Annotated in this window: 25 protein-coding genes; 11 read left to right on the forward strand and 14 right to left on the reverse strand. The window is 43.9% G+C overall.

Annotated elements, in window-relative coordinates; translation table 11 throughout:
* Positions 1–77: 77 nt before the first annotated feature.
* The 4 genes from BLT07_RS05305 (at position 78) to BLT07_RS05320 (ending at position 2,642) form a co-directional block, all read left to right on the forward strand.
* A complete protein-coding gene (locus BLT07_RS05305) occupies positions 78–716 on the forward strand; it encodes a peroxiredoxin (protein WP_091866551.1) in 639 nt (212 codons plus the stop codon).
* 162 nt (positions 717–878) lie between these two features.
* A complete protein-coding gene (locus BLT07_RS05310; RefSeq protein ID WP_091866553.1) occupies positions 879–1,727 on the forward strand; it encodes a hypothetical protein in 849 nt (282 codons plus the stop codon).
* A gap of 127 nt (positions 1,728–1,854) precedes the next feature.
* Positions 1,855–2,244, forward strand: a complete 390-nt coding sequence (locus BLT07_RS05315) for a hypothetical protein (protein WP_091866555.1) — start codon at positions 1,855–1,857, stop codon at positions 2,242–2,244.
* 203 nt (positions 2,245–2,447) lie between these two features.
* Positions 2,448–2,642, forward strand: a complete 195-nt coding sequence (locus BLT07_RS05320) for a cold-shock protein (RefSeq protein WP_013994176.1) — start codon at positions 2,448–2,450, stop codon at positions 2,640–2,642.
* A 332-nt stretch (positions 2,643–2,974) separates the two neighbouring features.
* Here the strand turns inward: BLT07_RS05320 and BLT07_RS05325 are convergent, their stop codons facing one another.
* Genes BLT07_RS05325 through BLT07_RS05335 form a run of 3 tightly spaced genes read right to left on the reverse strand, consistent with a single transcriptional unit; the run spans position 2,975 to position 6,239 of the window.
* The gene (locus BLT07_RS05325; RefSeq protein ID WP_091866557.1) at positions 2,975–3,907 is read right to left on the reverse strand and encodes a peptidylprolyl isomerase; all 933 of its coding nucleotides are present in this window, start codon (positions 3,905–3,907) and stop codon (positions 2,975–2,977) included.
* 59 nt (positions 3,908–3,966) lie between these two features.
* Positions 3,967–5,358 (reverse strand): M28 family peptidase, encoded by a 1,392-nt coding sequence (locus BLT07_RS05330; protein WP_091866559.1) that lies wholly within the window; start codon positions 5,356–5,358, stop codon positions 3,967–3,969.
* A complete protein-coding gene (locus tag BLT07_RS05335; RefSeq protein WP_091866561.1) occupies positions 5,355–6,239 on the reverse strand; it encodes a PPK2 family polyphosphate kinase in 885 nt (294 codons plus the stop codon). The genes BLT07_RS05330 and BLT07_RS05335 overlap by 4 nt, the downstream gene beginning before the upstream one ends.
* Positions 6,240–6,434: 195 nt before the next feature.
* Here BLT07_RS05335 and BLT07_RS05340 point away from each other — a divergent pair, with 195 nt between their 5' ends.
* Complete coding sequence (locus BLT07_RS05340; RefSeq protein ID WP_091866563.1) at positions 6,435–7,133, forward strand: hypothetical protein; 699 nt, start codon at positions 6,435–6,437, stop codon at positions 7,131–7,133.
* Positions 7,134–7,188: 55 nt separating this feature from the next.
* On the opposite strand, the gene BLT07_RS05345 is transcribed toward BLT07_RS05340, so the two are convergent.
* The 9 genes from BLT07_RS05345 to mnmD all read right to left on the reverse strand — a co-directional run bounded on the left by BLT07_RS05345 (position 7,189) and on the right by mnmD (position 16,523).
* Positions 7,189–8,352, reverse strand: coding sequence for a sigma-54-dependent transcriptional regulator (locus BLT07_RS05345; protein ID WP_091866565.1), 1,164 nt, complete (start codon positions 8,350–8,352; stop codon positions 7,189–7,191).
* A gap of 10 nt (positions 8,353–8,362) precedes the next feature.
* Positions 8,363–9,247: a DUF6268 family outer membrane beta-barrel protein gene (locus BLT07_RS05350; RefSeq protein WP_091866566.1), complete on the reverse strand. Its 885-nt coding sequence runs from the start codon at positions 9,245–9,247 to the stop codon at positions 8,363–8,365.
* Entirely contained in the window at positions 9,244–10,173 is a 930-nt protein-coding gene (locus BLT07_RS05355; RefSeq protein WP_091866568.1) for a mechanosensitive ion channel family protein, read from the reverse strand. The genes BLT07_RS05350 and BLT07_RS05355 overlap by 4 nt, the downstream gene beginning before the upstream one ends.
* Before the next feature lie 2 nt (positions 10,174–10,175).
* The gene (locus tag BLT07_RS05360) at positions 10,176–11,504 is read right to left on the reverse strand and encodes an ABC transporter permease (protein WP_091866570.1); all 1,329 of its coding nucleotides are present in this window, start codon (positions 11,502–11,504) and stop codon (positions 10,176–10,178) included.
* Positions 11,497–12,432, reverse strand: coding sequence for an ABC transporter ATP-binding protein (locus tag BLT07_RS05365; protein WP_091866572.1), 936 nt, complete (start codon positions 12,430–12,432; stop codon positions 11,497–11,499). The genes BLT07_RS05360 and BLT07_RS05365 overlap by 8 nt, the downstream gene beginning before the upstream one ends.
* 241 nt (positions 12,433–12,673) lie before the next feature.
* Entirely contained in the window at positions 12,674–13,801 is a 1,128-nt protein-coding gene (gene dnaJ, locus BLT07_RS05370; RefSeq protein ID WP_091866573.1) for a molecular chaperone DnaJ, read from the reverse strand.
* 84 nt (positions 13,802–13,885) lie between these two features.
* Positions 13,886–14,449, reverse strand: coding sequence for a nucleotide exchange factor GrpE (locus BLT07_RS05375; RefSeq protein ID WP_091866575.1), 564 nt, complete (start codon positions 14,447–14,449; stop codon positions 13,886–13,888).
* Between the two features lie 289 nt (positions 14,450–14,738).
* Positions 14,739–15,719, reverse strand: a complete 981-nt coding sequence (locus BLT07_RS05380; RefSeq protein WP_091866577.1) for a TIGR01777 family oxidoreductase — start codon at positions 15,717–15,719, stop codon at positions 14,739–14,741.
* Positions 15,720–15,863: 144 nt separating this feature from the next.
* Positions 15,864–16,523, reverse strand: a complete 660-nt coding sequence (gene mnmD / locus BLT07_RS05385) for a tRNA (5-methylaminomethyl-2-thiouridine)(34)-methyltransferase MnmC2 (protein WP_091866579.1) — start codon at positions 16,521–16,523, stop codon at positions 15,864–15,866.
* Between the two features lie 115 nt (positions 16,524–16,638).
* Here mnmD and BLT07_RS05390 point away from each other — a divergent pair, with 115 nt between their 5' ends.
* Entirely contained in the window at positions 16,639–17,703 is a 1,065-nt protein-coding gene (locus BLT07_RS05390; RefSeq protein ID WP_091866581.1) for a branched-chain amino acid aminotransferase, read from the forward strand.
* 79 nt (positions 17,704–17,782) lie between these two features.
* Here BLT07_RS05390 and BLT07_RS05395 read toward each other — a convergent pair whose 3' ends face one another.
* Positions 17,783–18,169 carry a pyrophosphohydrolase domain-containing protein gene (locus tag BLT07_RS05395; protein ID WP_091866583.1) on the reverse strand — a complete coding sequence of 129 codons (387 nt, stop codon included), beginning with the start codon at positions 18,167–18,169 and terminating at the stop codon, positions 17,783–17,785.
* Between the two features lie 165 nt (positions 18,170–18,334).
* Between BLT07_RS05395 and BLT07_RS05400 the strand changes: the two genes are divergently transcribed.
* The 5 genes from BLT07_RS05400 to BLT07_RS05425 all read left to right on the forward strand — a co-directional run bounded on the left by BLT07_RS05400 (position 18,335) and on the right by BLT07_RS05425 (position 22,404).
* A complete protein-coding gene (locus BLT07_RS05400; RefSeq protein WP_091866585.1) occupies positions 18,335–18,523 on the forward strand; it encodes a hypothetical protein in 189 nt (62 codons plus the stop codon).
* Between the two features lie 378 nt (positions 18,524–18,901).
* Positions 18,902–19,273: a fluoride efflux transporter CrcB gene (gene crcB, locus BLT07_RS05410; RefSeq protein WP_091866589.1), complete on the forward strand. Its 372-nt coding sequence runs from the start codon at positions 18,902–18,904 to the stop codon at positions 19,271–19,273.
* Positions 19,274–19,610: 337 nt separating this feature from the next.
* On the forward strand, positions 19,611–19,949 hold the full coding sequence (locus BLT07_RS05415) for a P-II family nitrogen regulator (protein WP_091866591.1): 339 nt from the start codon (positions 19,611–19,613) through the stop codon (positions 19,947–19,949).
* Between the two features lie 27 nt (positions 19,950–19,976).
* Positions 19,977–21,215 carry an ammonium transporter gene (locus tag BLT07_RS05420; protein WP_091866593.1) on the forward strand — a complete coding sequence of 413 codons (1,239 nt, stop codon included), beginning with the start codon at positions 19,977–19,979 and terminating at the stop codon, positions 21,213–21,215.
* A gap of 118 nt (positions 21,216–21,333) precedes the next feature.
* A complete protein-coding gene (locus BLT07_RS05425; protein ID WP_091866595.1) occupies positions 21,334–22,404 on the forward strand; it encodes an outer membrane beta-barrel protein in 1,071 nt (356 codons plus the stop codon).
* Positions 22,405–22,471: 67 nt separating this feature from the next.
* Here BLT07_RS05425 and BLT07_RS05430 read toward each other — a convergent pair whose 3' ends face one another.
* A complete protein-coding gene (locus BLT07_RS05430) occupies positions 22,472–23,131 on the reverse strand; it encodes a DUF1684 domain-containing protein (protein ID WP_091867321.1) in 660 nt (219 codons plus the stop codon).
* Between the last annotated feature and the right edge of the window lie 48 nt (positions 23,132–23,179).

Below are 23,179 nucleotides of genomic sequence, written 5' to 3' on the forward strand. Positions count from 1 at the left end.
AACCATAAGGATATGGCAATTCCTGATTAATCTACTAGATTTATAGGATAAATATTAATCTAATAAAACAGATCAAAATGGCAACAATACGACTAGGCGACAAAGCTCCTGATTTTACGGCGGACAGCTCCATGGGGGAAATCAATCTCTACGATTATCTTGGCGATAGCTGGGGCATTCTTTTCTCGCATCCGGCAGATTTTACCCCGGTTTGCACGACCGAATTGGGCACCACGGCCCAATTCAAGGGCGAATTCGATAAGCGCAACGTAAAAATGTTGGCGCTCAGTGTCGATGATGCCGCCTCGCACAAAGAATGGATAAAGGATATCAACGAAGTGAACGGTACTACGGTCAATTTTCCTATCATCGCCGATACGGATCGAAAGGTTTCCGACCTGTACGATATGATTCATCCGAAGGCCGATGACACCCTTACGGTTCGTTCTGTATTTATCATCGCACCCGATAGAACGGTAAAGCTGATGTTGACCTATCCCGCCTCTACCGGCCGTAATTTTTACGAGCTACTACGGGTCGTCGATTCGTTACAGCTTACCGCAAATCACAAAGTGGCAACTCCCGCCAACTGGAAAAATGGAGAAGATGTTGTTGTGAGTCCTTCTATTTCAACCAAAGATGCCGTCGAAATGTTCAAAAAAGGCGTAAAGGAAATCAAACCCTATTTGAGGATGACGCCGGATCCAACTACGTAATTCTACATGCCCAACTCCGTTAAAAGAGTTCGGCGAAACTATTAAGAGGCCATCAGAATCTATCGGATTTGATGGCCTTTTTTAGGATGAGGGGATATTGTCGGTATTAATTAAGTGCGATTACGGTATTATTTCTAACTTGTAGGATGAAAATTCGTACCCATGTCATCCTCCTTAAAGATAAAAATACTGCTTTTGCCGTGTATCACAGTCCTTCTTGCCAGCTGTGTTAACCTAAAGCATGTAGGCAAGTTCTCTGAAACCTCAATCGAGGGTATCGAAAAGTACGAGACCATTTCTCCGGGGTTCTCAAAAGTCTGCCTGCAAGATTGTCAGCAAACGTACATTCGTAAACTGCAAATTCATAATACGGACTGTGATTGCTCTCAAAACCAAAAGGCCGATAGTATTACCCAAGTAATCTACAACGCCACAAAAGGTTATTTTTATGGCTTGTCGCACCTTAGCCAAAACGAACTTACCAATTATAAAACCGATGACTTTACCGAAGCCCTGGCCACCGGTGATTTTGGCCCCATTACATTGAACGAGGCCGATGTGAAAGCCTATTCCGACGTTTCGACACTTGTACTCCGAGCGTTTACCGATGGCTTTCGCCGAAAAAAAATAAAGGAATATGTCGCCCAAGCCCATGGCCCCTTACTAAAGTTGCTCCACTTTTTAGAACTCAACCTGACCGGTAATCTTAAGGGGAAACTTGAAGTGCAAAAAAGTAGTCTAAAAAATTTTTACTTTGATTTTATAAGGGATAAAAAATTGTCGGTCTACGAACGCACCAAATTTGCAGAAGACTATTTTCAAAGGATTACAGAAATAGATAAACAACAAAACGAGCTCGAAACCTTTATCAAAATTTTACGGGAAGTTGCTGAAGCCCATACCCTATTGTATAACAACGTAAGTAACATGAGTACCGAAGAAGTAAAAAAGGAATTGGCGGGATACGGCCGGCAAATGAACAAGACAATTTCATCATTGCGCCGGATGTGAACGTAATGGCTTAGGTTGTTTGTTTTTGGTGTGATCTTCGTGTACCAGCGGTCTGCAGTCTGCAGTGTACGGTGTACGGTCTAAAAATTAGAGTAGTATTGGATAGGGTTTATTTAAATTTAAAAAAATGGCGCACTTAAAATCGGAACAAGTAAAAGATCTTGCCGACAATCTTCTCAGAATGACCAATGGTCTCGGAAACTATCGCTATGAAAATTCCGAGCGCTTGTCGGAAGATGAAAATCAGCGGATCAAGGAACTGCACGAAAAGCAACTCTCACACACTACGGAACTATATACCAAATCGGCGGTATTGGTAATGGACGATGTCGAAACTTCCTTGAAACAAATAGATACCATTACCCTTGAAACCCAAGAGCTCTATAAAAATCTGACCACTGTACAAACAGTTTTGGACCGTGCTACCTCGGTCTTGACCCTGGCTATCGCCATTATCGGATTGGACCCGAAAGGCATTACTGCTTCCATTAAAGGTTTGTTGGCAAAAACAGCGTGATTTTAAAATCCTAAAATAACCGCGCATCGTCCTTCGAACATTTTCGATTTCTTGGCACCTTTCCGATAAAACGCTTAACCTCTTTTCGCTTTTAACTCCGTACCACTTTATCCATTTTCAAAATTTAACTTCCTAAAAAGCTCCCACTTAAATAATTAAATCCTATATTTGCACTTTAATTTAATTTTTAATTTTTTAGTATTATGAGTAAAGGCACAGTAAAATTCTTCAATGATTCCAAAGGTTACGGTTTTATCACTGAAGATGGTTCAAGCGAAGATCACTTTGTACACATTTCTGGTTTAATCGACGAAATTCGTGAAGGTGATGTTGTAGAATTTGAACTACAACAAGGTAAAAAAGGATTGAACGCGGTAAATGTGAAAGTAGTAGACTAGAACGCATAAACTTTTTTTGTACCAAGCCCCGGCAATTTTGTCGGGGCTTTTTTTTTCCATTTATTAAATTTCACGATATTTAATCGATAAAAAGTAGGGTTTTTCCGATTTTTGGTGTTTCTTAATGAAATCATTTATACCCTAATGTTCAATATTTAATCAAATGTTCACCTTTTTTTCCATCCTCATTATCCTTGTTGTCCTTAATGTACTGCTTGTTATTCTTAGTACGTATCAAAAAGATTGAGCGACATACGCGATAAAGTTCATAAAAAAGCCCCGAGCTAATCCCGAGGCTTTAATAATTATACCTGTAAATTTATTTCCGTTTTTTATTTTACATCCATCAATTCGACGTCAAATAGCAGTGTTGCATTTGGCGGAATGACACCTCCGGCACCGGCACTTCCATATCCTAATTCGGATGGAATAACAAAACGTGCTTTATCTCCTATTTTCAACAGACTGATACCCTCGTCCCATCCGGAGATTACTTGACCGGCGCCCAATTGAAAATCGATGGGCTGCTTACGTTTGTAGGAAGAATCGAAAACTTGCCCGTTTATCAGCGAACCTTCGTAGTGTACTGAAACGGTCTGACCTTTTTGAGCCTTCGCCCCATTGCCTTCCTGAATCATTTTATAACGTAGTCCGCTCTCGGTACTCTCAAATCCTGCCGAAATTTTATCGAGTTCCGCTTCCTGGTTCTTTTTTTGTTCCGCGATACGTTTTTCCTTTGAGCTTTTGAAGGTTTCGAAGGCTGCAACAGCATCCCAATCTTTGGCTTTGTCCCCGACCCTTAGTATTTCGAGACTTTCAATGTGGTCACCCTGTGCGATGTCATCTACGATGTCTTGACCAGATTCCACATGACCGAAAACGGTGTGCTTGTTGTCCAACCACGGAGTCGGTACATGTGTGATAAAAAATTGACTCCCATTGGTGCCCGGTCCGGAATTGGCCATAGAAAGTACACCGGGCTTGGAATGGTTCAAATCAGGATGGAACTCATCATCGAACTTATAACCGGCATCTCCTGTGCCGATACCTTGAGGACATCCGCCTTGTATCATAAAATCAGGAATAACCCGATGGAATTTCAAACCATCATAATACGGCTCACCCTTTGGTTTTACCTTGTTTTCTTGTTTTCCCTCGGCCAAGGCCACGAAATTACCGACAGTGCCGGGTGTTTTTTCGTGAGTAAGTTTTACTAGTATTTCTCCTTTGGAGGTATTGAATTTAGCGTAGATTCCGTCTTGCATTTTACTCGTTTTTTGTGAGCACCAAAGGTAATAAAAATGTTTGGGTGTAAGATAGCGTGCTAGGGTTTCAAAGTACCGAAGTCATCCCCGTATTTATCAAAAAGATAAATTAAACTGGCCATACTGGCGGCCCCGAGTTCGAGTTCGCGTTTATTGACATATTCGAAGGTATCGTTCGCGGCATGGTGATGTGCGAAATACCGCTGTGAATCGGGCAATAGACCTGCCAGTACCATGCCTTCCTTTTTTAGGGGAGCAATATCCGCGCCGCTGTACCCTTTTTGAAAGGAGTGGACCATATAGGGTTCGAAAAGCGGTACCCAAGCTTGTACTTTTTTCAAATCGGCATCGGAGCCGTCGAAGGAAAATCCCCGTGGAGTGAAGCCACCTGAATCGCTTTCCAATGCGAAAACATGGTTTTCGTTGCTCATTTCGGCCTTGGCGGCATATTCGGTACCACCGCGCAGTCCGTTTTCCTCATTCATAAAGAGTACCGCCCTAATCGTTCGTTTGGGTTTGTAGCCAGAAATTTTGAGAAGGCGAAGTACCTCCATGCTCTGTACGCATCCGGCACCGTCATCGTGGGAGCCGTCGCCAAGATCCCAAGAATCGAGATGTCCGCCCACCACGATTATCTCATCGGGATGGGTGCTTCCCGTGATTTCACCGATAACGTTGAACGATTCCACATCGTCGAATTGTTTACTGTTTTGCTTGAAATAAAATTTGGTTTCGGGGTTTAACTTCAAGGTGGTGGCTAACATCTCCGCAGCATTGGTACTTATTGCGGCAGCGGGAATTCTGTCGGCAACGGCGGTTTCGCCATAGCTCATAGAGCCGGTATGCGGAAAATCATCAAGCCGCAGGTTCATTGAGCGCACAATTACCCCGACCGCACCAAATTTGGCCGCTTCTTCCGCACCGGAAAATCGCTGGTCGACAGCTCCTGAATACGCATCGAAAGTGCTGATCAAAGTGGGATCCATAGGCCGGTTATAAAACACTATTTTTCCTTCAATTTTAGATCTCCCCAATGCCTTTAGTTCCTCAATGCCCTTTACTTCAATGAGTTTCGCCTTCAGGCCGCCCACAGGTGTGGCCACCGAACCGCCAAGGGCGCAAATGGGAACCGTAGTGGTCATACCGGGCGATGTCTCCAAATATGCAAATTCGGGAGTACCACGCACCCATTTGGGTACCATCACCGGTTGAAGCCAAACCTTGTCCAGGCCCAATGAATCGAGCTGCGTCTTGGTGTATTCCACCGCCCGCTGCGCTTCTAAAGATCCCGAAAGCCGACCCCCAATTTGATTGGACAGGTAGTTGAGCCAATCGTACGCCTTGCCCTCTGTGAGTGCGGCATCATATATCTTTTTAAGTTGTTTTTCGTCATCGTTCTGGGCGTATGAATGAAAACTCGTCAGAAGAAGTAGAATCAATAGCTTTTTCATCCTTTTTCCTTTTGCAGCTTTTCTTTATAACTATCCAAATCAGCCCTTATTTTGGTATCCAGTTCCGGCTCCTTGATATCCTTGTATTTTTTTAATTCGTCCCATAAAATCGATGCTACCGATAGTCGGGCGGCTTTTTTGTTGTCCGCTGGCACTATATACCAAGGCGCATGCGGTTTTGAGGTTTTATTGATGGCCTGCTCGTAACACTTCTGATACTTGTCCCATAATTCCCTTTCTTTCAAATCGCCGGGGGAAAATTTCCAATTCTTTCGTTCAAGGTTCAACCTGCGCAATAAGCGCTGGCGCTGTTCTTCTTTAGACAGGTGTAGAAAAAACTTAAAGATAATAGTACCCGTATCCGCTATATGCTTTTCAAAATCATTGATTTGATCGAAGCGTCTATCCCAGAATTTTTGATCAATGTCGGCCACGGAATGGATACCGGGAATGTTCTCTCCCATTATGTATTCCGGATGTACCCGTGTTACCAGTACATTTTCATAATGGGTACGGTTGAACACGCCGAACTTTCCCTTGGCGGGCAGGGCGATATAATGCCGCCACAGATAATCGTGCTTCAGTTCGAGCTCGGTGGGCACTTTGAAACTGTGCACCACTACCCCACGCACATTGAAATCCTTAAAAACCTCGCGGATCAAACTGTCCTTTCCTGCGGTATCCATCCCCTGTAAACAGACCAAGACGCTATATTTTCCGTGCGCATAGAGGGTGTCCTGTAGATCACCGAGGTCTTTCCTAATGTCCTTATATTCCTTTTTTAACTGCTTGTCCGACGCACCGAAATCCTCGTACGTCTGTTGATTGGAGAGCTTCAGTGGGCCATTGACCTTGAATGAAGTGATTTTTGATATATCCATGGGTTGAAGATAGAAAAACCATTCGTTGAACGGTAATCGAAACCGGAAAAAATAACCGTTTGCCCCCAGAAAACATCAGTTTATCCAAAATAACCCAAACGCACTGCGGTGCATCGAATAAAATAGGTGGTAAGCCCCTGATAGCGGTAACTTTGCAATGTAAAACACCCAAATTTTACGAACCAAACCTACCGGATGAAGCTTTATTACCTGATACGCTACACGCTTATTTTCTGTCTTTTTTCGTCTTTTGGTCCGACACAACCTTGCGAATATGCAGGTTCTAACATCGCCTATGTAAAAGCTCAAACGGAAAAAGCCCTGGAGATGGAAGACTTACAATTGATGCGATTCCATATCTACAAAGCCCTTGATGCTATCGTCAAATCAAAACGCCAGTTAGAGGATTGCGCTTGCGAGGACGCTTCGGAGCGAATTATCGAGGTATCGGAACTTTTAAAAAGTGCCACCCAAACTTCTTCCCTGACAGCTGCCCGTATTCTGCTCCAAAAAGCTTCCCATTCTGCCGGGGAAGGTCTTGAGGCCCTCTATGGGCACGAGCAGCATGGCAGCCCTTACGGTACGGACCATCTTACGGTCAATACTACGGATATCGAAACCGGGCAAAACCCATCTTTACCACCGGACGAAAAAATAGTGAAACAAAAAATAGATTCCTCGTTAACGAAATACAGCACATCGTTACAAAAAGTGGTAAACACGGTAAACTGCAAAGAGGCTCGCGCGTTTGCCACTCGCATCTATGAAAATTGCGAACAACAACTTTTAAGGTCCGATCTTTCGGAGGGGAAAAAGTACTATAATTTGAGGACAAAGGAGATTACGGGGAAGGTACTTCAGCAATTGGGAGAATGCGTGCCGAATGGGCAATAAATCAAAATTTTACATCTTCCTGGCGCAAAGTGTACGATTGTAAAATCCCGCTTTTCTACTTGCTGGCAAAAAGGGTTACATCCTCTTCTGAAACCTCTTTACCCCCTAGAATTATCAGGCGTTCGATCACATTTCGTAATTCCCGGATATTACCCGTCCAATCATAGCTTTTTAATAATTTAATGGCCTTTTCAGAAAAAGTTTTGGGTATTACGCCCTGTTCCGAAGTAATTTTTTTGGAAAAATATTCGATCAAAATAGGAATATCGTCACGACGATCGTTCAGGGCAGGTACTTGCATCAGGATTACGGCCAGACGATGGTAGAGATCTTCCCGAAATCTACCTGCTTCAATTTCTTTTTTAAGATTCTTGTTGGTGGCGGCCACCACGCGTACATCGACTTTAATATCTTTGTCCGTCCCCACCCTTGAGATTTTGCTCTCCTGCAAGGCCCGCAGCACTTTGGCCTGGGCGGATAGGCTCATATCACCGATTTCGTCCAAAAAAATAGTGCCTTTGTTGGCCGCTTCGAATTTGCCTGCCCTGTCGCGCACCGCAGAGGTAAATGCCCCTTTTACATGGCCGAAAAGTTCGCTCTCTATCAATTCGGAGGGAATCGCAGCGCAATTGACCTCGATGAACGGCCCACCACTACGCTCGCTTTTTTCATGTATCCAATGGGCGACGAGTTCCTTTCCGGTGCCATTGGCACCCGTTATCAATACGCGCGCTTCGGTCGGGGCAACTTTCTCGATCATCTCCTTGATGACAGAAATGGCTTCGCTTTCCCCGACCATTTCATAATTCTTGCTCACTTTTTTACGTAGCTTTTTGTTCTCTACTACCAATACCTTTCGGTCAAGTGCATTGCGTACAGTGGTCAGAAGACGGTTCAAATCGGGAGGTTTTGAAATGTAGTCAAAGGCCCCCAAACGCATGGTGTTCACCGCAGTATCGAGATCTCCGTGTCCAGAAATCATAATAAAGGGTATTTCGGGCTTTAGCTTCCGAGCGGCTTCCAATACTTCCACGCCATCCATTTTGGGCATTTTTATATCGCAAAGAACCAAATCGTAATCGTTGTTCTTGACCGCTTCCAATCCTTTTAATCCATCTTCTGCTTCCTCCAGTTGATAGGTATCGTTCTCCTCGGAAAGTATTTTGATCAGCACCCTACGAATGGCCGATTCATCTTCAATTATTAATATTTTTGGCATTGCGTTTTTTTTAAAGTCCTATCCGAAACCCGGCCCTCATATAAAAACTGGGACCGTCGTTCAAAGTAAAAATATCGTCTCTATCCGAATTCCTCAAAACGCCTGTTTGAAACAGGGTATGACCCCCGTAAATATAGAGGAACATGGATTTCTGGATGGCGTACTGGTATCCCAAAGTAGCCAAGGCGGCAGAGGATGAAATCGATGTTGCCGCCCCGCCGCCGGGAAGCACGATGGAATTCTGGAGGTTTACATAATACCCGTCCAATATGAATTCGGACTGCAATTGGTGTTTTTCGTTGAAATGATATTTAATAGCCGTTTTTGGTGCGCCTATCACATAGGTCCAATGCTCATGAAAACGTTTTTCATAATATACGATCGGCAGCGGCACTCTAAGGGCGACCGTTGAATTGTAGGCGATACCTAATACCAATTTAGAAGGCTTATCGACGTGTTTCTTTTCTCTAAGCACTCCGGCCGTCACATTAAAGGAGATATCTCCCTTTCCTATCGGTTGACCTAAAGTGGAAGATAAGCGCGGGGTCACGACGCCAATAATTCGCCAAAATTCATTGTACCGATACACATAGGCCAAATTGAAGTCGGCGACGTGCAAATGCCGCAGCCCCTCTACCCCACTGGGAATTCCGTCACGACGAAGCCCGTAGTCCAAACGGTTGTACTCGCCCCCGATGATGATGTTACTTGAATCTTTTAAGGTAATGGGCACGTTCACCACCAGTTTTATACGTGATAATTTGGCTCCTTGATCGTTTCTGGGCATCATCATATATTCTGCCCTGAAAATATCGGGAGTTTGCGCAACTCCGCAAACCGTCCATAAAGAGCCCGCCCAGAAACAAACGTATTTTAATCTTCTTCGAATCTTCATTTCGTATCGGCTTTATTAATGGCATTTCGGTGTTCGAACGGCCCGGATTGAAATATATGCACATCTCTCTGTGGGAAAGGAATGCTAACTCTATTTTCCCTGAACTTAGCGTCGATTTCATACCGCATCTCACTTTTTAATCGCGGATCGCTAAAGCTATCATTGATATAAAAGTTCAGGGAAAATAGCAGGGCAGAATCCCCAAAATCATCGAACTGCACAAAAGGTTTCGGGTTTTTGAGGACGGTTTTATGGTTCTTTGCGATAGATTCCAGAATTTTGGTGACCAATGCTACGTCACTACCGTAGGCAACACCTATAAGTATCTTTTCCCGGGTCATTTTGTGATTCTGGGTGTAGTTGTAAATGATGTTGGTGATAAAATGATGATTGGGAATAACGACTACCTTGTCGTCGCGGGTTATGGCCCTGGTCGTTCTCAACTTGATTTCGAAAACCTTGCCCACCCTCCCGTCGACCTCGACGATATCGCCTACGTGGAGCGATTTGTCCGTAATGATAAAAATACCGCCCAGAATATCCTTAAAAATATCTTGAAGCGCAAGCCCTAGACCGACGAACAATACTGCGGATGCCGTAAGCAACAGGGTAATATCGATACCTGCCGAACTCATGGTAATTACGATTACGGCAACATAGACGGAATATCTGATGAACTTGAAAAAACTGATGAACTTCAGCTTATCGTCACTATCCATTTTCCGGGTCAACAGATGCCGCAACCACTTCAGCAGAAAAGCGGTAACAAAAAAAGCGATAACCAATGCCACTAATAGACCTATGGTAATATTAATTTTATTATCGCCTTCCCCAAAACTAAGTCCCAAACCGAGAAACTCCTTTATAGCGCCCCAGATATCCTTCTCGACAAACTCTTCTACCTTGCTCATATCTTCTTGGCCCATCATCAGTATTTTAACCACCTGAACAATTCTTTATAGGTGGGCTTTTTGCCGTACATCAAGATGCCTACCCTGTATATTTTAGCGGCGAGCCATACAATTCCGATAAAAGTAATTATTAATAAGAGGATGGAGGTCACCAGTTCCCAAATCGGCACCCCGCCCTCACCAATACCCCCGGGTAAACGCATAAGCATAACGATGGGAGAGGTCAATGGAAAAAGGGAAAACCCAACAGCTATGGGACCATTAGGATTGCTGAATACCGAAAAGAACCCGACATAAATAGCCAACATTAAAGGAAGGATAATGGGAAAGATAAACTGTTGCGTATCCGTTTCATTATCCACCGCTGCTCCGATGGCCGCATAAATGGAACTATAGATCAAATAGCCCAAAATAAAATAGATCAGAAAAAAGGTAATCAACATCGCCCAAGGAATCTTGAAAAGTTCCTGGGCATAGATTTGTAGGGTCTGATCGGCAGTCGGAATCGGTGGACCAAAATTAGCCCCGACCGCGGCCCCACTGTTCATGGAAGAAGGATCGATGTCGAATATGGCAAAGGCCACGATCAATAACAGTCCGCCTGAAACGATCCAGATCGCGAACTGGGTAACCCCAGCCAAAGAAGTACCTATAATCTTGCCCAACATCAGTTCGAAGGGTTTTACCGAAGATATGATGACTTCAATGATCCGGCTGGTCTTTTCTTCGATAACGCTGCGCATTACAAAACCGCCATAGATGATTATGAACATCATGATCAAATAACCGAACCCACCTCCAATAAAGGCTTTTATTTCATTGATACCCTTGATGTTCAAATCGCCGTCGTAGGTGGCCGTATTGATTTCGAAACGACTGTCGATCGACTCAAAATCAGTAGTAGAAACACCCATTTTTTGCAAACGTTCCTGTCGCAATCGCTGTTGAAAAATACCATCCAGCCTATCTAGAACATCCGTATTGGGAGCATCCTTTGTATAAAGAAACGATCCCTCAGCCACTTTTTCCAGATCTTTTCCGTTGGGAATGTAGAGCAAGCCGTAATAGCCTTGATTTGCCGTAGAATCTTTTGCGGCCTCCAAAGAAATATCGCTAAAGTGCACATATGAGGTACCCTCGCTCATCAAAAATTCATGTGTGAAATAGTCGCTTTCGTTCAAAAGGCCAATAATTCGCTTTTCGCCATCGTTGATCTTGGTCAAATAGGCGATAAGTACTACCATGGCGACCATTAAAATGGGACTTAAAAAGGTCATGATCACGAAGGACTTGTTACGCACCTTGGCCAGATATTCCCGCTTTATGATAAGTGGCAGTTTATTCATGGATACCCTTGCTTTGTACCGTTTGGATAAAAATTTCGCTGGCCGAGGGAATGGTTTCCACAAAATGGTTGATATTCGCCTTGGTAGAAAGGTAATTCAGTACCGACCCGGAGTTGCTGTCGGGAAGCTGTACCGTAAAATCAAGCTGCTTCTCCCCTATATTGTACTTTGATGAGCTAATATCGAATTTGTCGGCCAACTCTTTCAAAATCATATCGCCGTTGTCGGTTTCAAGCCCCACCTGGTAAATATTGTTCTTATAGGCCCTTTTGATATCGGAAAGCTTTCCGTCCAATATTTTTTCCGAACGGTGAATCAGGGCGATATATTCGCAAAGCTCTTCTACCGATTCCATTCTGTGGGTCGAAAATATGATTGAGGTACCGTTTTCCTTCAATCGTAGAATCTCATCCTTAATAATATTAGCATTGATGGGGTCGAAACCACTGAAAGGCTCGTCAAAAATAAGAAGTTTGGGTTCGTGAAGTACGGTTACTATAAACTGAATCTTCTGGGCCATACCCTTGGAAAGTTCTTGAATCTTTTTGTTCCACCAATCTCCTATTTCTAGACGTTCGAACCAAAATTTCAGGCGTTTTTGTGCCTCTGATTTCGAGAGCCCCTTCAACTGTGCCAAATACAGCACCTGCTCCCCTACTTTCATCGATTTGTACAAACCTCTTTCCTCTGGCAAATAGCCTATCATGGCAATATGTTGGGGTTTTAAAAGTTCGCCATCGAAATAGACCTCGCCTTGGTCAGGAAAGGTAATCTGGTTAATAATTCGAATAAGCGTCGTCTTTCCGGCACCGTTGGGGCCTAAAAGGCCGTAGATACTATTTTTAGGGATTTCCAATGAAACCTTATCAAGGGCGGTGTGCCCCCCGTAGCGTTTGGTGACTTCCTTCGTAACCAAAATGTTGTTCATGCAAGCAATTTTTCCAAAGATATGGCATTAAAACAAAAACCCACCCTTAAACGAATTCAAGGATGGGAAAAAAAATTGCTATGAAAAAGAAAATTAATATTGGTTTCCCAATATCAATTTCAAATATACGGTTTTTATTTAGAAATAAAAGTTTTTCGAAAAAATCTGTGGAAGAGCAAGTCCGACTCGTCTTGAGTTTCTCTTTTACCTACGATTTTCATCTGAACTCAAGCCAAGTTCGTCAAGAGAACATATCCTTGACCTTTTCAAAGAAAGATTTATCGGATTTCTCGGGCTTGGGCTCGAAATTATCGTCGCCCTGCATACGCTCGAAAAATTCCTTTTGTTCTTTGTTCAGCTCTTTGGGCGTCCATACATTGACGTGTACCAATAAATCTCCGGTACCGTAACCATTGATACTTGAGATACCTTTTCCACGCAGGCGTAAGATTTTACCGGATTGGATGCCCGGTTCCAGCTTAATGCGCACCTTGCCCTCTACGGCATCTATCTCCTTTGAAATGCCCAACACGGCATCCGAAATACTGACGTACAGATCGTAATGCAAATTATCACCTTCACGCTTCAACGTATCGTGGATTTCGGTCTCCATGGCCACTAAAAGGTCGCCGGGAACACCGTTGCCCGGGGCGTCGTTGCCCTTTCCGGGAACTTTCAGCTGCATGCCTTCCTCCACGCCCGCAGGTATCTTGATCGATACGGTCTCTTCGACCATCTTCATGCCCTGTGCATCGGCATCATTGGGTTTTTTATCCAAAATCTGCCCACTTCCCCCACAGGTACTACAAGTGGCCGCTGTCTGCATACGACCTAAAATGGTATTCGTAATCTTGGTTACCTGCCCGCGACCGTTGCAGGTACTGCATGTGGTATAGGTTACACCCTCGGCCTGGACCTTCCGGCGGACCTTGACCTTTTTTTCGACCCCGTTGGCGACTTCCTTTAGGGAAAGTTTTACGCGAATGCGCAAATTACTTCCCTTGACCCTTGGTTGACCACCGCCACCAAAACCGCCGAAACCACTAAAGCCGCCTCCACCGCCGCCAAATGCACTCCCGAAGATATCGCCGAATTGGCTGAAAATATCGTCCATGTTCATACCGCCCCCTCCGAAACCACCACCACCTTGAAATGCGGCATGGCCGAATTGGTCGTATCGTGCCTTTTTATCGGCATTACTCAATACTTCGTAAGCTTCCGCCGATTTTTTGAACATGTCCTCGGCACTGGCATCCCCGGGATTTTTATCCGGATGGTACTTCAAGGCCTTTTTGCGGTAGGCCTTTTTAATTTCTGCCGCGGAGGCATTTTTGGTAATGCCCAATATGTCGTAATAATCTTCCTTCATTCTTATTGTTTGGTTGCTGCCCTGCTCTCGAGTATCGATCGTAACGCACTAAAACCGGCAGCAGTATAAATTCGCAAAAAAATGCTATTTCCCTACCACTACTTTAGGATGGCGGATGATACGTTCGCCGAGCTTAAAGCCACGTTCGATAACATCGACAACCTTACCCTTCATTTTTTTGTCGGGAGCCGGTATCTGCGTAATGGCATCGTGTACCTCGGCATCAAATGAATCCCCCACCTTGACTTCCACTTCCTCAAGACCTTTCGACCTAAGGGTTTCGCGTAATTTAACCCGAATCAATTCCACTCCCTTGAACATCTCTTTATCCTTAGATTTGGCCAATTCCTTTAGGGCGCGGTCAAAATCGTCTAAAACCGGCAATAGCGAAGTAATGACTTCCTGGCCTGCGGTCTTAAACATATCCATCCGTTCTTTGGATGTACGTCTCTTAAAATTTTCAAACTCAGCAAAAAGGCGAAGAAACTTATCCTTTTCCTTGGCCAAATCATCACGCAACTGTTCTTCCTCGGTGAGTTCGTCTTGCTCGGGAGTTTCAGGGGATTCCACGTTCATCTCCATTTCGTCATCCAACAAATCCTCGTCCATCTGTTCGTCAAAATCCTCTGTTATATCTTTTTCACTCATGTGTGTTTTGCCGTTAAATTCTTGAATACTGATGTTTAGATTGGCAAAAGTACTGCCAATTCGGTGAAAATGTCAAAATGGCATAAAAAGAAATGGACGCTGGGCAGTTGCACTTGTCGGTATCCCATTTTCCGAACGCTTATAGATAATGGTATCTATAAAAAAAGCATCCCAAAGTGAGGGACGCTATAGTGGTACTATTTATTAGTTACTTTCTAATCAAGAGCGTGTTCAAAAACCCTGCTTCGTCAAACTACCGGTTTTCAGTTTGCATTGGCCGTAACATGCACTAAGAGCTATATTCCTTATTATAAACAACATCCGATGCGTTTTCATTTTGCCCGTTGCCGTAAATTTCCTTGAGGGCCACGCAAACATTGGGATAAGTAAAGATAAATCCTTCCTCCTCTATTTTTTTACAACTGACCCTTTGGCTCGCAAAAAGAAGATAGGCCATCTCACCGAGAATGGTCTTCATTACAAATTTCGGGATATTGGGAAGGAACAAAGGTCTATCGACTGCCTTGGCGATTTCTTTGACCAATCGGTTGTTCGTAACGGGATTGGGACCTACACCGTTAAATATCCCAATGAGCGCATTTTCGACGGTAAAGAGAAACATGCGTGCCAGATCCGAAACATGGATCCAGGATTGCCATTGCTCCCCACTGCCAAAAGCGGCACCCACGTAATTTTTGACCGGTTTTGCCATTTCGGGCAGCGCACCGCCATCCGATGACATTACGAGACCGATTCTAACTTTTGCGACACTGAAATCAAAGTCATTAAAGGCATCGGCTTCCTTCTCCCAGACCTCAACAACCTCGCCCAAAAAACTATCGTCGATTTTCTTTTCGATCTCGGTATAATAACTTGAAAGGGAATCGGGATAGACCCCGATAGCAGAGGCAGAAACAAATGAGGTTATCGCCTTATAATTGCCCGGTTTTAAGGTCTTTTGTTTTTTAAGCGCCCTGTGCAAAGTGCGAAGTGTATTGACCCTGCTTGAGAGAATTTCCTTTTTGTTATGGGTAGTCCATCTTTTTGAAATGCTCGCCCCGGCCAGATTGATAATGGCGGTAACGCCTTCAAAACATGCTTCATCGATTACCCCCGAATCCGGATTCCAGTAGAATCCATGATAATCCGGTTTGGTAACCATTTTGTCTTTGCTGGTCGTCAAATAATTGACCGATATCTTACGAGCCTGACATTGTCTGACAATTTCATTGCCTACCAGTCCGGTTGCACCTGTAATCAAAATTCTCATAGTTCAAAGGTAAGCCTTCTCAGTACCATGAAATTGCCATTTAATTCGGATTTAACAGTATTGCTTGGCATTATGCCGTATTGCTTAACCTTATGTTAAGAATATAGTCGGATTCGACCGTAAATATGCAGATGCAAGTACGATTTATTTCTTGGCCCGAAGCATTTCTCGTTTTCCGGGCGGGCCGGGCAAGCGTTCGACGGTAAACCCGACCGATTGCATGGCACGACGTACACTTCCCTTTGCGGCGTAGGTGGTCAGTACGCCATTCCTGTTAAGGGCACGGTACATTTTTGAGAAGATGTCTTCCGTCCATAGTTCGGGTTGAACCCGAGCTCCGAAGGCATCGAAATAGATTAGATCGTACCGATTTTCATCCTCGATACGGGAAAAATCCTTTCGTTGTTTTTGTAGGCTAAAATCCGATGAAATTCTGAAATTTTTCTCCCAGGGGTCTTCGTGCATCCTAAGAAATTCGGCGGCATACCCTTCCGCTTTCAATTCGGAAACATAATTGAGCTGTTGTAGTTCCGCGACGGAAATGGGATAGGCTTCCACTCCCGTATATTGTACCGAAATATCTAGTTTTTTAGCCTCCAAAAAGGTGATGAAAGCGTTCAGACCGGTGCCGAAACCAATTTCCAGAATGGCAATTTTACGATGGGGGAACAGGGAAAGTCCGTGTTCGATAAATACGTGATAGGCTTCTTGTACCGCTCCGTGTTTGGAATGGTACTGCTCGTCCCATTCTTCGATTTGAATGGTTTTTGAGCCGTCGGCGGTTGTGATTATTTTCCGTTTCATGTCCCTCAAAACGTATTGGGCTGTTACAAAGTTGCTACAAAATTGGACATTTTTGAACGAAAAAGGAAGAAGGAATTGGTAAGAATGCGTAATTTTAATCCTTCAAAACAAAATTATGGAGACGACCATGCAAAATATCAGTATCGAAAAAACGGAAAAAACGAAAATAGATCAGGTAGATTTTGACAATCTGGCGTTCGGAAGCGTGTTTACCGATCATATGCTAGTCTGCGATTACCGAAATGGCGCTTGGGAAGTTCCCCAAATAATGCCATATCAGGCCATTAGTTTGGAACCTTCCGCAAAGATATTTCATTATGGACAGTCCATCTTCGAAGGGATGAAAGCCTACAAAGATGCCGATGAAAAAATTTGGCTCTTCCGTCCGCTTGAAAACCATAAACGTTTGAATATTTCAGCCAAAAGGATGGCCATACCCGAACTGCCCGAAGAATTTTTTATGGATGGGTTAAAGCAACTCATAAAACTAGATGAAAATTGGATACCCAAAAAAGAAGGTAGCGCCTTGTACATTCGCCCTTTTATCTTCGCTACGGGAAAAGGCTTCCACGCCTCGCCCGCCGATGAGTACAAATTTATTATCTGCCTAGCTCCTTCCGGCCCCTATTTTTCGGGAAAAGTAAAGGTGCTTATCGAGGAAAAATATTCTCGATCGGCCAACGGTGGCGTAGGTTTTGCCAAAGCGGGCGGTAATTATGCGGGACAGTTCTTTCCGACGCAACTGGCCGTAAAAAAAGGATATCAACAAGTCATTTGGACGGATGACCACAATCACGAGTTTATCGAAGAAGCCGGGGCTATGAACATTTTTGTACGCATCAACGATACCTTGATCACAGCACCGATCAGCGACCGTATATTGGATGGCATCACCCGGAAAAGCATTCTACCAATCGCCGAAGACGAAGGTATAACCACCGAAGTGCGCAAAATAACCGTCGGCGAAGTGGTCGAAGCGGCCAAAAACGGCAGCTTGAAAGAAATGTTCGGTGCCGGTACCGCCGCGGTGATATCGCCCATAGCTACTTTTGGTTATCGGGAAGTGGACTATGACCTACCCGAACTCGAAAGCAGTTTTGCCTCACGACTTAAAAAACGAATTATCGATATTCAGTACAATCGCGCAGAAGATCTTTTTGGATGGCGGCATGGGGTTTAAACTGAAAACTTCGTGATTTAAACCCCCAGATCCGCAAATTTGATATCGATGTAGGATTATTGGGTGTTTACATATGCTCTTACCGCTTCAAAACGCCTAAAATATCCGGTTTAAAATAGTTGGGGCCTTTTAACACTTTACCGTCCTCACGGTAAATGGGTTTGCCGTCGGCCCCCAGTTTGCTCATATTGCTACGCTGGATTTCGGTAAAAACTTCTTCGATCTTGTGCTGCATGCCGTGCTCGAGAATCGTACCGCATAAGATGTAAAGCATATCGCCCAAGGCGTCCGCTACTTCCACTAGATCATCATTATTGGAGGCCTCAAGATACTCTTTGTTCTCCTCGTCCATTAAGTTAAAGCGTAGTGTGTTTTTTGCGGCGCCCAAATCGGCCCGCATCGTTTCGGAAACACCAAGTCCGAAAGATGTATGGAACAGTTCTACCGCACTTATTTTGTTTTTCATATCGAAATATTTAGCTTCTATAGGTTCACAATGAACGAAATTATCCGCTCGGAAACAAGAGGAGAGTGATTGGAAACAAGAGGGGATTGATTTGAGATGTACCTGAGGTCAGTTTTAATCTGCTATACCGTTTGGAAACCTTAATTTTGCTAAAACATCCATTTTATGTTCAGTACCGGACAACTCATTTTCGCCCTACTTTTTGCGATCAGCTTTATCGCCATTATCATTTTTAGCTATAAAAAGGATAAAAAACTGCACAAAAAAAATTATAAAGGAGTGCAGTGGGTCGCTATGGCCTTTATAGCTTTCATTCTTATCTTGTTTGTTATAAAATACCTACTTAAAAACTAGACCTAGTTTTGCGGATATAAAAAAAACGCAGCAGTGACAACAATAATTAAGTTTGTCTCGTATATTATACCAAATAACGTATTTTTGCGTTGTTTATAAAAGGGGCAAACACATGTTAAGTTTTTTTACTATACTTCTAATCTTGGTCGGGGCAAATGCCGTCTTCATGGTATTCAGTCTTTCAGGTACGTCCAACGGACGAAAAAAATCCAACGACACCGTATCTAAAACCAGATCCTCAAAGGTCTATCGTTTGCAGAATTTTTCTTCCAAAATCAAGAAGGCGGTTTAAATACACTGCTTTTTCCGAAATATAACCTAAGGGCGTATCTATTAAATCGCTGTAGGATACCCATTTTATTTTCTTAATTTGCACCGATGAAACAATGGTTGCTCGTTTTTATCGGGGGCGGAATAGGAAGTGTATTGCGATATCTTATCTCCAAGTCTTTCAATACTTATTTTGCATATTTTTACCTTGGTACTTTTCTGGTCAACATTTTGGGCTGTCTATTCATTGGCCTCATATTGGGCCTTTCGTTCAAGGGCAATTACCTCTCCGAAAATCAGATTTTGATACTGGCCACCGGCTTCTGCGGGGGCTTTACCACTTTTTCCACTTTTGCCTTTGAAAAACACGCCCTTTTAACTGCGGGTGAGCTTTTTCATTTTTCCTTCTACCTTATTAGTAGTATCGTCGTCGGCATAGCGGCCGTCGCATTCGGCCTTTGGCTGGCGAAAGTCCTTTAAAAACAACCGATTATCCATTTTTTCTTTGTAATTGGGTTGACTCTATACCGATTCCAGATAGTATGGGAAATCAATTGAGCGTTCACTGCCATGTGTTATGTAACAGATGAACCCCGCCAATTTACCACAATTCACTTCATATTTTATTCTCCAAGTCGTCCAACATTTAAAAAGTTTGATATTCAATATCATTTTTTTAATCATTTAATAATAGAATACCCCAAAATTTCAAGGGTATAAATTATTAATACTATAAAAATGGAATCAATACCCCTAATTTTTTATGGGGTATATTTTAATTAACATACATTTGGCGCTCTTAACATAAATCAAACAAATGAAACAAATCGAGGCAATTATCAGAAAATCCAAGTTCGACGAGGTCAAAGAGGCCTTGCATCGCATCGAGGTCAACTTCTTCACCTATTGGGACGTAACGGGAGTGGGGAATGAAAAACAAGGGCACGTGTACCGGGGTATTTCCTATAGTACAAGTGATATCCAAAGACGATACCTATCCATTGTGGTGTCCGACGATTTTGTACAGAGAACGGTCGATACCCTTTTAGAGGTGGCTTCGACCGGTAATGTCGGTGACGGTAAAATATTCGTTTCCGAGGTCATCGAGGCCTATAGAATCCGGACCAAGGAAAGCGGACACGCAGGAATCAACTAAAAAACAACCAATAAAACCCTTAAGAAAATGGACGTAGGATTATTTACAGCAAACAATATATGGATGATGATCGCCACCGCTCTGGTGTTCTTCATGCATACCGGGTTCTCCTTTTTGGAAATCGGATTGACCCGATCAAAAAATACGATCAACATTTTATTCAAGAATATATTTATCATTACGGCGGGACTGCTGCTCTACTATGCCTGGGGCTTCAATTTAATGTACCCCGGATTTGAGGAAGGATCGGCAGGTATTTTCCAATTTTCAATGGATAGTTTTGGAATTGCCCCCCCGGAAAACGGAATGACCCCCGAATATGCCGATGGAGGCTACACGTGGTGGACCGATTTTCTCTTTCAGGGCATGTTCGCAGCTACAGCCGCTACCATTGTATCAGGTGCGGTCGCGGAACGGGTGAAAATCGGAGCATTTATGGTTTTCACGGTCTTTTACGTGGGACTGGTATACCCTATTGTAGGGGCATGGAAATGGGGCGGCGGCTTTTTGGATGCCTGGGGCTTCTACGATTTCGCAGGTTCTACCTTGGTTCACTCCGTCGGTGGATGGGCCGCTTTGGTCGCCGTCGCACTATTAGGGCCCCGTATTGGCAAATTCGGTGACGATGGAAAATCCAAAGCGATTCCCGGTCACAGTATTCCCATGGCAACTGCAGGGGTGTTGATCCTTTGGTTGGGCTGGTTCGGCTTTAACGGCGGATCGGTACTTTCCGCAGATCCCGAACTGACTTCCTTGGTCTTGGTCACCACAAGTTTGGCCGCTGCCGCCGGGGGTATGGGCGCCGTGCTCTTGAACTATATTCTATACAAGAATTTGGACCTTACCATGTTCCTCAACGGTATTTTGGGAGGCCTAGTGGGTATTACCGCGGGAGCGGACCTTATGTCACCCAACGAAGCCATCATCATCGGATTTTTGGCAGGTCTTATCATCGTACTCGGCGTAGCCCTTGTCGATAAACTTAAATTGGACGATCCGGTAGGTGCTGTTGCCGTTCACCTGATCTGCGGTATTTGGGGTACCCTGGCCGTAGGTATCTTTGGCTCAAAAGCCGGTGGCGGTCAATTTATGACCCAACTGTACGGAGTCTTGATCGTCGGTGCTTTCTGTATCGTATGCTCCTTGATTATTTTGAGCGCCTTAAAAGCCATTATGGGCATACGGGTTTCAAAGGAAGAGGAAGTCGAAGGTCTCGATATTCACGAGCACGGTATGGATGCGTATCCCGATTTCACTAACGATTAAAGTATAACCTAAAAAGCAAACGGAGCGTTTTGCAGAACGCTCCGTTTTATAACCGTTTCAGATTTTAATCACTCAAAATAATCATCCGCCTTGCGGTGGATAACTTAAATCAAAACCTATGAAAGCGATTACATATACAAAATACGTAAAAAATCTTGTTTTATTGGGATTACTACTCTTTTCGAACGTAGCTATTTTTGCGCAGGAGGAGGAAGACACGGAACCGAAATTCACTATTAGCGGCTCAATCGATGCCTACTACCGGGCAAATTTAAACGGGGATAACTCAGCACCGGATGGTGTGCCCAATGCAGCTCCAGGTTCATCATTTGCCAATTTACCCGGATTCGCTCTGGGAATGGCAAACGTCATTTTGGGCTATGAAGGCGAAAAAGCAGGCTTCGTAGCTGATTTGGTTTTTGGCCCTAGAGGTACGGATGCCATTTTTGCCTCCCCTATTTACTCGGCCACCGGCAATATTGTCAATCAACTTTATGGCTATTGGAACGTTTCCGATAATGTAAAATTAACTTTGGGGAATTTCAATACGTTTTTGGGCTATGAGGTTATTTCTCCAGTTGCCAATTTTAACTACAGCACTTCCTATTTGTTTTCTTACGGACCTTTTAGCCATACCGGTTTGAAAGCGGATTTTACGCTGTCAGAAGATTTCAGCATGATGCTGGCCGTTATGAACCAAACGGACATTACAGAACTCAATTTGACCGGAAAGTATGCCTATGGTGCACAATTGGGGTATAGCGGACAATATCTCAATCTCTTGATCGATAATGGCTCTTATGAATTAGACTATACCGGAGGATTTAACCTTTCGGAATCTTTTTTCTTAGGGATTAATGCCGCTTATTTCGACGGAGACGAAGGCATAGGAAACTTTGCCGGTGCTGCTTTGTACCCCCAATATACTACCTCCGAAAATTTTACGATTGGATTGCGGGGTGAATATTTTACGGAAACTGATGGATTTGGGGCCATTGGTACTGCTGAGGCCGATGATAGTGTTTTTGCCGTGACCTTAACGGGAAGCGCCACCATAGGCAATTTAATAATCAAACCGGAATTACGATTGGATACCGCATCCGACGAATCCGAAAATTTCTTGGATAGTGATTTGATGGCACAGAAGAGCCTATCCTCTTTCGTTCTGGCCGCCATCTATTCCTTCTAAAATAGAAAATTACAGGTTAAGTGTTGTACTTAAAAACCCCGTCAGCCCCAAACTGACCGGGGTTTTTTCATTTCCCTTTCGGCTTGAAGGCCTTTACCCCTGCCCTGATTTCTGTGTCTATGGCGTTTATCGATGGTACAATAGGACATGAATATTTTTTGTTGTAGGCGCAATAGGGATTATACGCTTTGTTAAAGTCGATTCGGATGACATCGCCCTCGGGAATGCGAAGATCGATATATCGGCCTCCGGTGTAGGTTTCCTTATCATTGGTATCATCGGTAAAAGGAAGAAACAGGTAATCGCGGTACTTTTCCTGCTGCATCAATTCCTGGTCTTGATAGACTTCCAGTTGCCGTTTTTTTCCGAACAGGGTAAAGTGGGCGATACCATAAACTACGTTCTTAGAGGTTCTATCAGTGGTCGTGGGCATGGCAAAGGGAAGGGATTCCGGGGTACGCACCAATCGGGCCTGGACGACATAGGTGGTATCCGGATCGAAAAAATCCAAGCTTTCAAAGTCCTTTCTATAGCGGTCCGGCAAAGGCGAGGTTTCGGGGTCTTTGTATTCTTCGTTCAGCTCCTTTTGAAATTCGAGGATATCGGCCAAGGCGTCGGTCGGCGCCTCGGTAATTTCATCCTTTTTACTGTCATGGTACTTTTTTTTCTCCTTGCAGGCGGTAGAAAACAGAATCACTGCCAGCACTATATATAACGTTGGTTTCATTGTTTTCCATTTTTTTCCCTTGGTATAAGCCACAGGAAAATAAATCCC

The sequence above is a fragment of the Pricia antarctica genome, from assembly GCF_900101815.1.
GTDB lineage: Bacteria > Bacteroidota > Bacteroidia > Flavobacteriales > Flavobacteriaceae > Pricia > Pricia antarctica.

What these genes read in the sequence shown, in the direction of transcription:
- BLT07_RS05305 (WP_091866551.1), top strand. Translation starts at nt 78, where the DNA reads ATGGCAACAATACGACTAGGCGACAAAGCTCCTGATTTTACGGCGGAC.
- BLT07_RS05310 (WP_091866553.1), top strand. Translation starts at nt 879, where the DNA reads ATGTCATCCTCCTTAAAGATAAAAATACTGCTTTTGCCGTGTATCACA.
- BLT07_RS05315 (WP_091866555.1), top strand. Translation starts at nt 1,855, where the DNA reads ATGGCGCACTTAAAATCGGAACAAGTAAAAGATCTTGCCGACAATCTT.
- BLT07_RS05320 (WP_013994176.1), top strand. Translation starts at nt 2,448, where the DNA reads ATGAGTAAAGGCACAGTAAAATTCTTCAATGATTCCAAAGGTTACGGT.
- BLT07_RS05325 (WP_091866557.1), bottom strand. Translation starts at nt 3,907, where the DNA reads ATGCAAGACGGAATCTACGCTAAATTCAATACCTCCAAAGGAGAAATA.
- BLT07_RS05330 (WP_091866559.1), bottom strand. Translation starts at nt 5,358, where the DNA reads ATGAAAAAGCTATTGATTCTACTTCTTCTGACGAGTTTTCATTCATAC.
- BLT07_RS05335 (WP_091866561.1), bottom strand. Translation starts at nt 6,239, where the DNA reads ATGGATATATCAAAAATCACTTCATTCAAGGTCAATGGCCCACTGAAG.
- BLT07_RS05340 (WP_091866563.1), top strand. Translation starts at nt 6,435, where the DNA reads ATGAAGCTTTATTACCTGATACGCTACACGCTTATTTTCTGTCTTTTT.
- BLT07_RS05345 (WP_091866565.1), bottom strand. Translation starts at nt 8,352, where the DNA reads ATGCCAAAAATATTAATAATTGAAGATGAATCGGCCATTCGTAGGGTG.
- BLT07_RS05350 (WP_091866566.1), bottom strand. Translation starts at nt 9,247, where the DNA reads ATGAAGATTCGAAGAAGATTAAAATACGTTTGTTTCTGGGCGGGCTCT.
- BLT07_RS05355 (WP_091866568.1), bottom strand. Translation starts at nt 10,173, where the DNA reads ATGGGCCAAGAAGATATGAGCAAGGTAGAAGAGTTTGTCGAGAAGGAT.
- BLT07_RS05360 (WP_091866570.1), bottom strand. Translation starts at nt 11,504, where the DNA reads ATGAATAAACTGCCACTTATCATAAAGCGGGAATATCTGGCCAAGGTG.
- BLT07_RS05365 (WP_091866572.1), bottom strand. Translation starts at nt 12,432, where the DNA reads ATGAACAACATTTTGGTTACGAAGGAAGTCACCAAACGCTACGGGGGG.
- dnaJ (WP_091866573.1), bottom strand. Translation starts at nt 13,801, where the DNA reads ATGAAGGAAGATTATTACGACATATTGGGCATTACCAAAAATGCCTCC.
- BLT07_RS05375 (WP_091866575.1), bottom strand. Translation starts at nt 14,449, where the DNA reads ATGAGTGAAAAAGATATAACAGAGGATTTTGACGAACAGATGGACGAG.
- BLT07_RS05380 (WP_091866577.1), bottom strand. Translation starts at nt 15,719, where the DNA reads ATGAGAATTTTGATTACAGGTGCAACCGGACTGGTAGGCAATGAAATT.
- mnmD (WP_091866579.1), bottom strand. Translation starts at nt 16,523, where the DNA reads ATGAAACGGAAAATAATCACAACCGCCGACGGCTCAAAAACCATTCAA.
- BLT07_RS05390 (WP_091866581.1), top strand. Translation starts at nt 16,639, where the DNA reads ATGGAGACGACCATGCAAAATATCAGTATCGAAAAAACGGAAAAAACG.
- BLT07_RS05395 (WP_091866583.1), bottom strand. Translation starts at nt 18,169, where the DNA reads ATGAAAAACAAAATAAGTGCGGTAGAACTGTTCCATACATCTTTCGGA.
- BLT07_RS05400 (WP_091866585.1), top strand. Translation starts at nt 18,335, where the DNA reads ATGTTCAGTACCGGACAACTCATTTTCGCCCTACTTTTTGCGATCAGC.
- crcB (WP_091866589.1), top strand. Translation starts at nt 18,902, where the DNA reads ATGAAACAATGGTTGCTCGTTTTTATCGGGGGCGGAATAGGAAGTGTA.
- BLT07_RS05415 (WP_091866591.1), top strand. Translation starts at nt 19,611, where the DNA reads ATGAAACAAATCGAGGCAATTATCAGAAAATCCAAGTTCGACGAGGTC.
- BLT07_RS05420 (WP_091866593.1), top strand. Translation starts at nt 19,977, where the DNA reads ATGGACGTAGGATTATTTACAGCAAACAATATATGGATGATGATCGCC.
- BLT07_RS05425 (WP_091866595.1), top strand. Translation starts at nt 21,334, where the DNA reads ATGAAAGCGATTACATATACAAAATACGTAAAAAATCTTGTTTTATTG.
- BLT07_RS05430 (WP_091867321.1), bottom strand. Translation starts at nt 23,131, where the DNA reads ATGAAACCAACGTTATATATAGTGCTGGCAGTGATTCTGTTTTCTACC.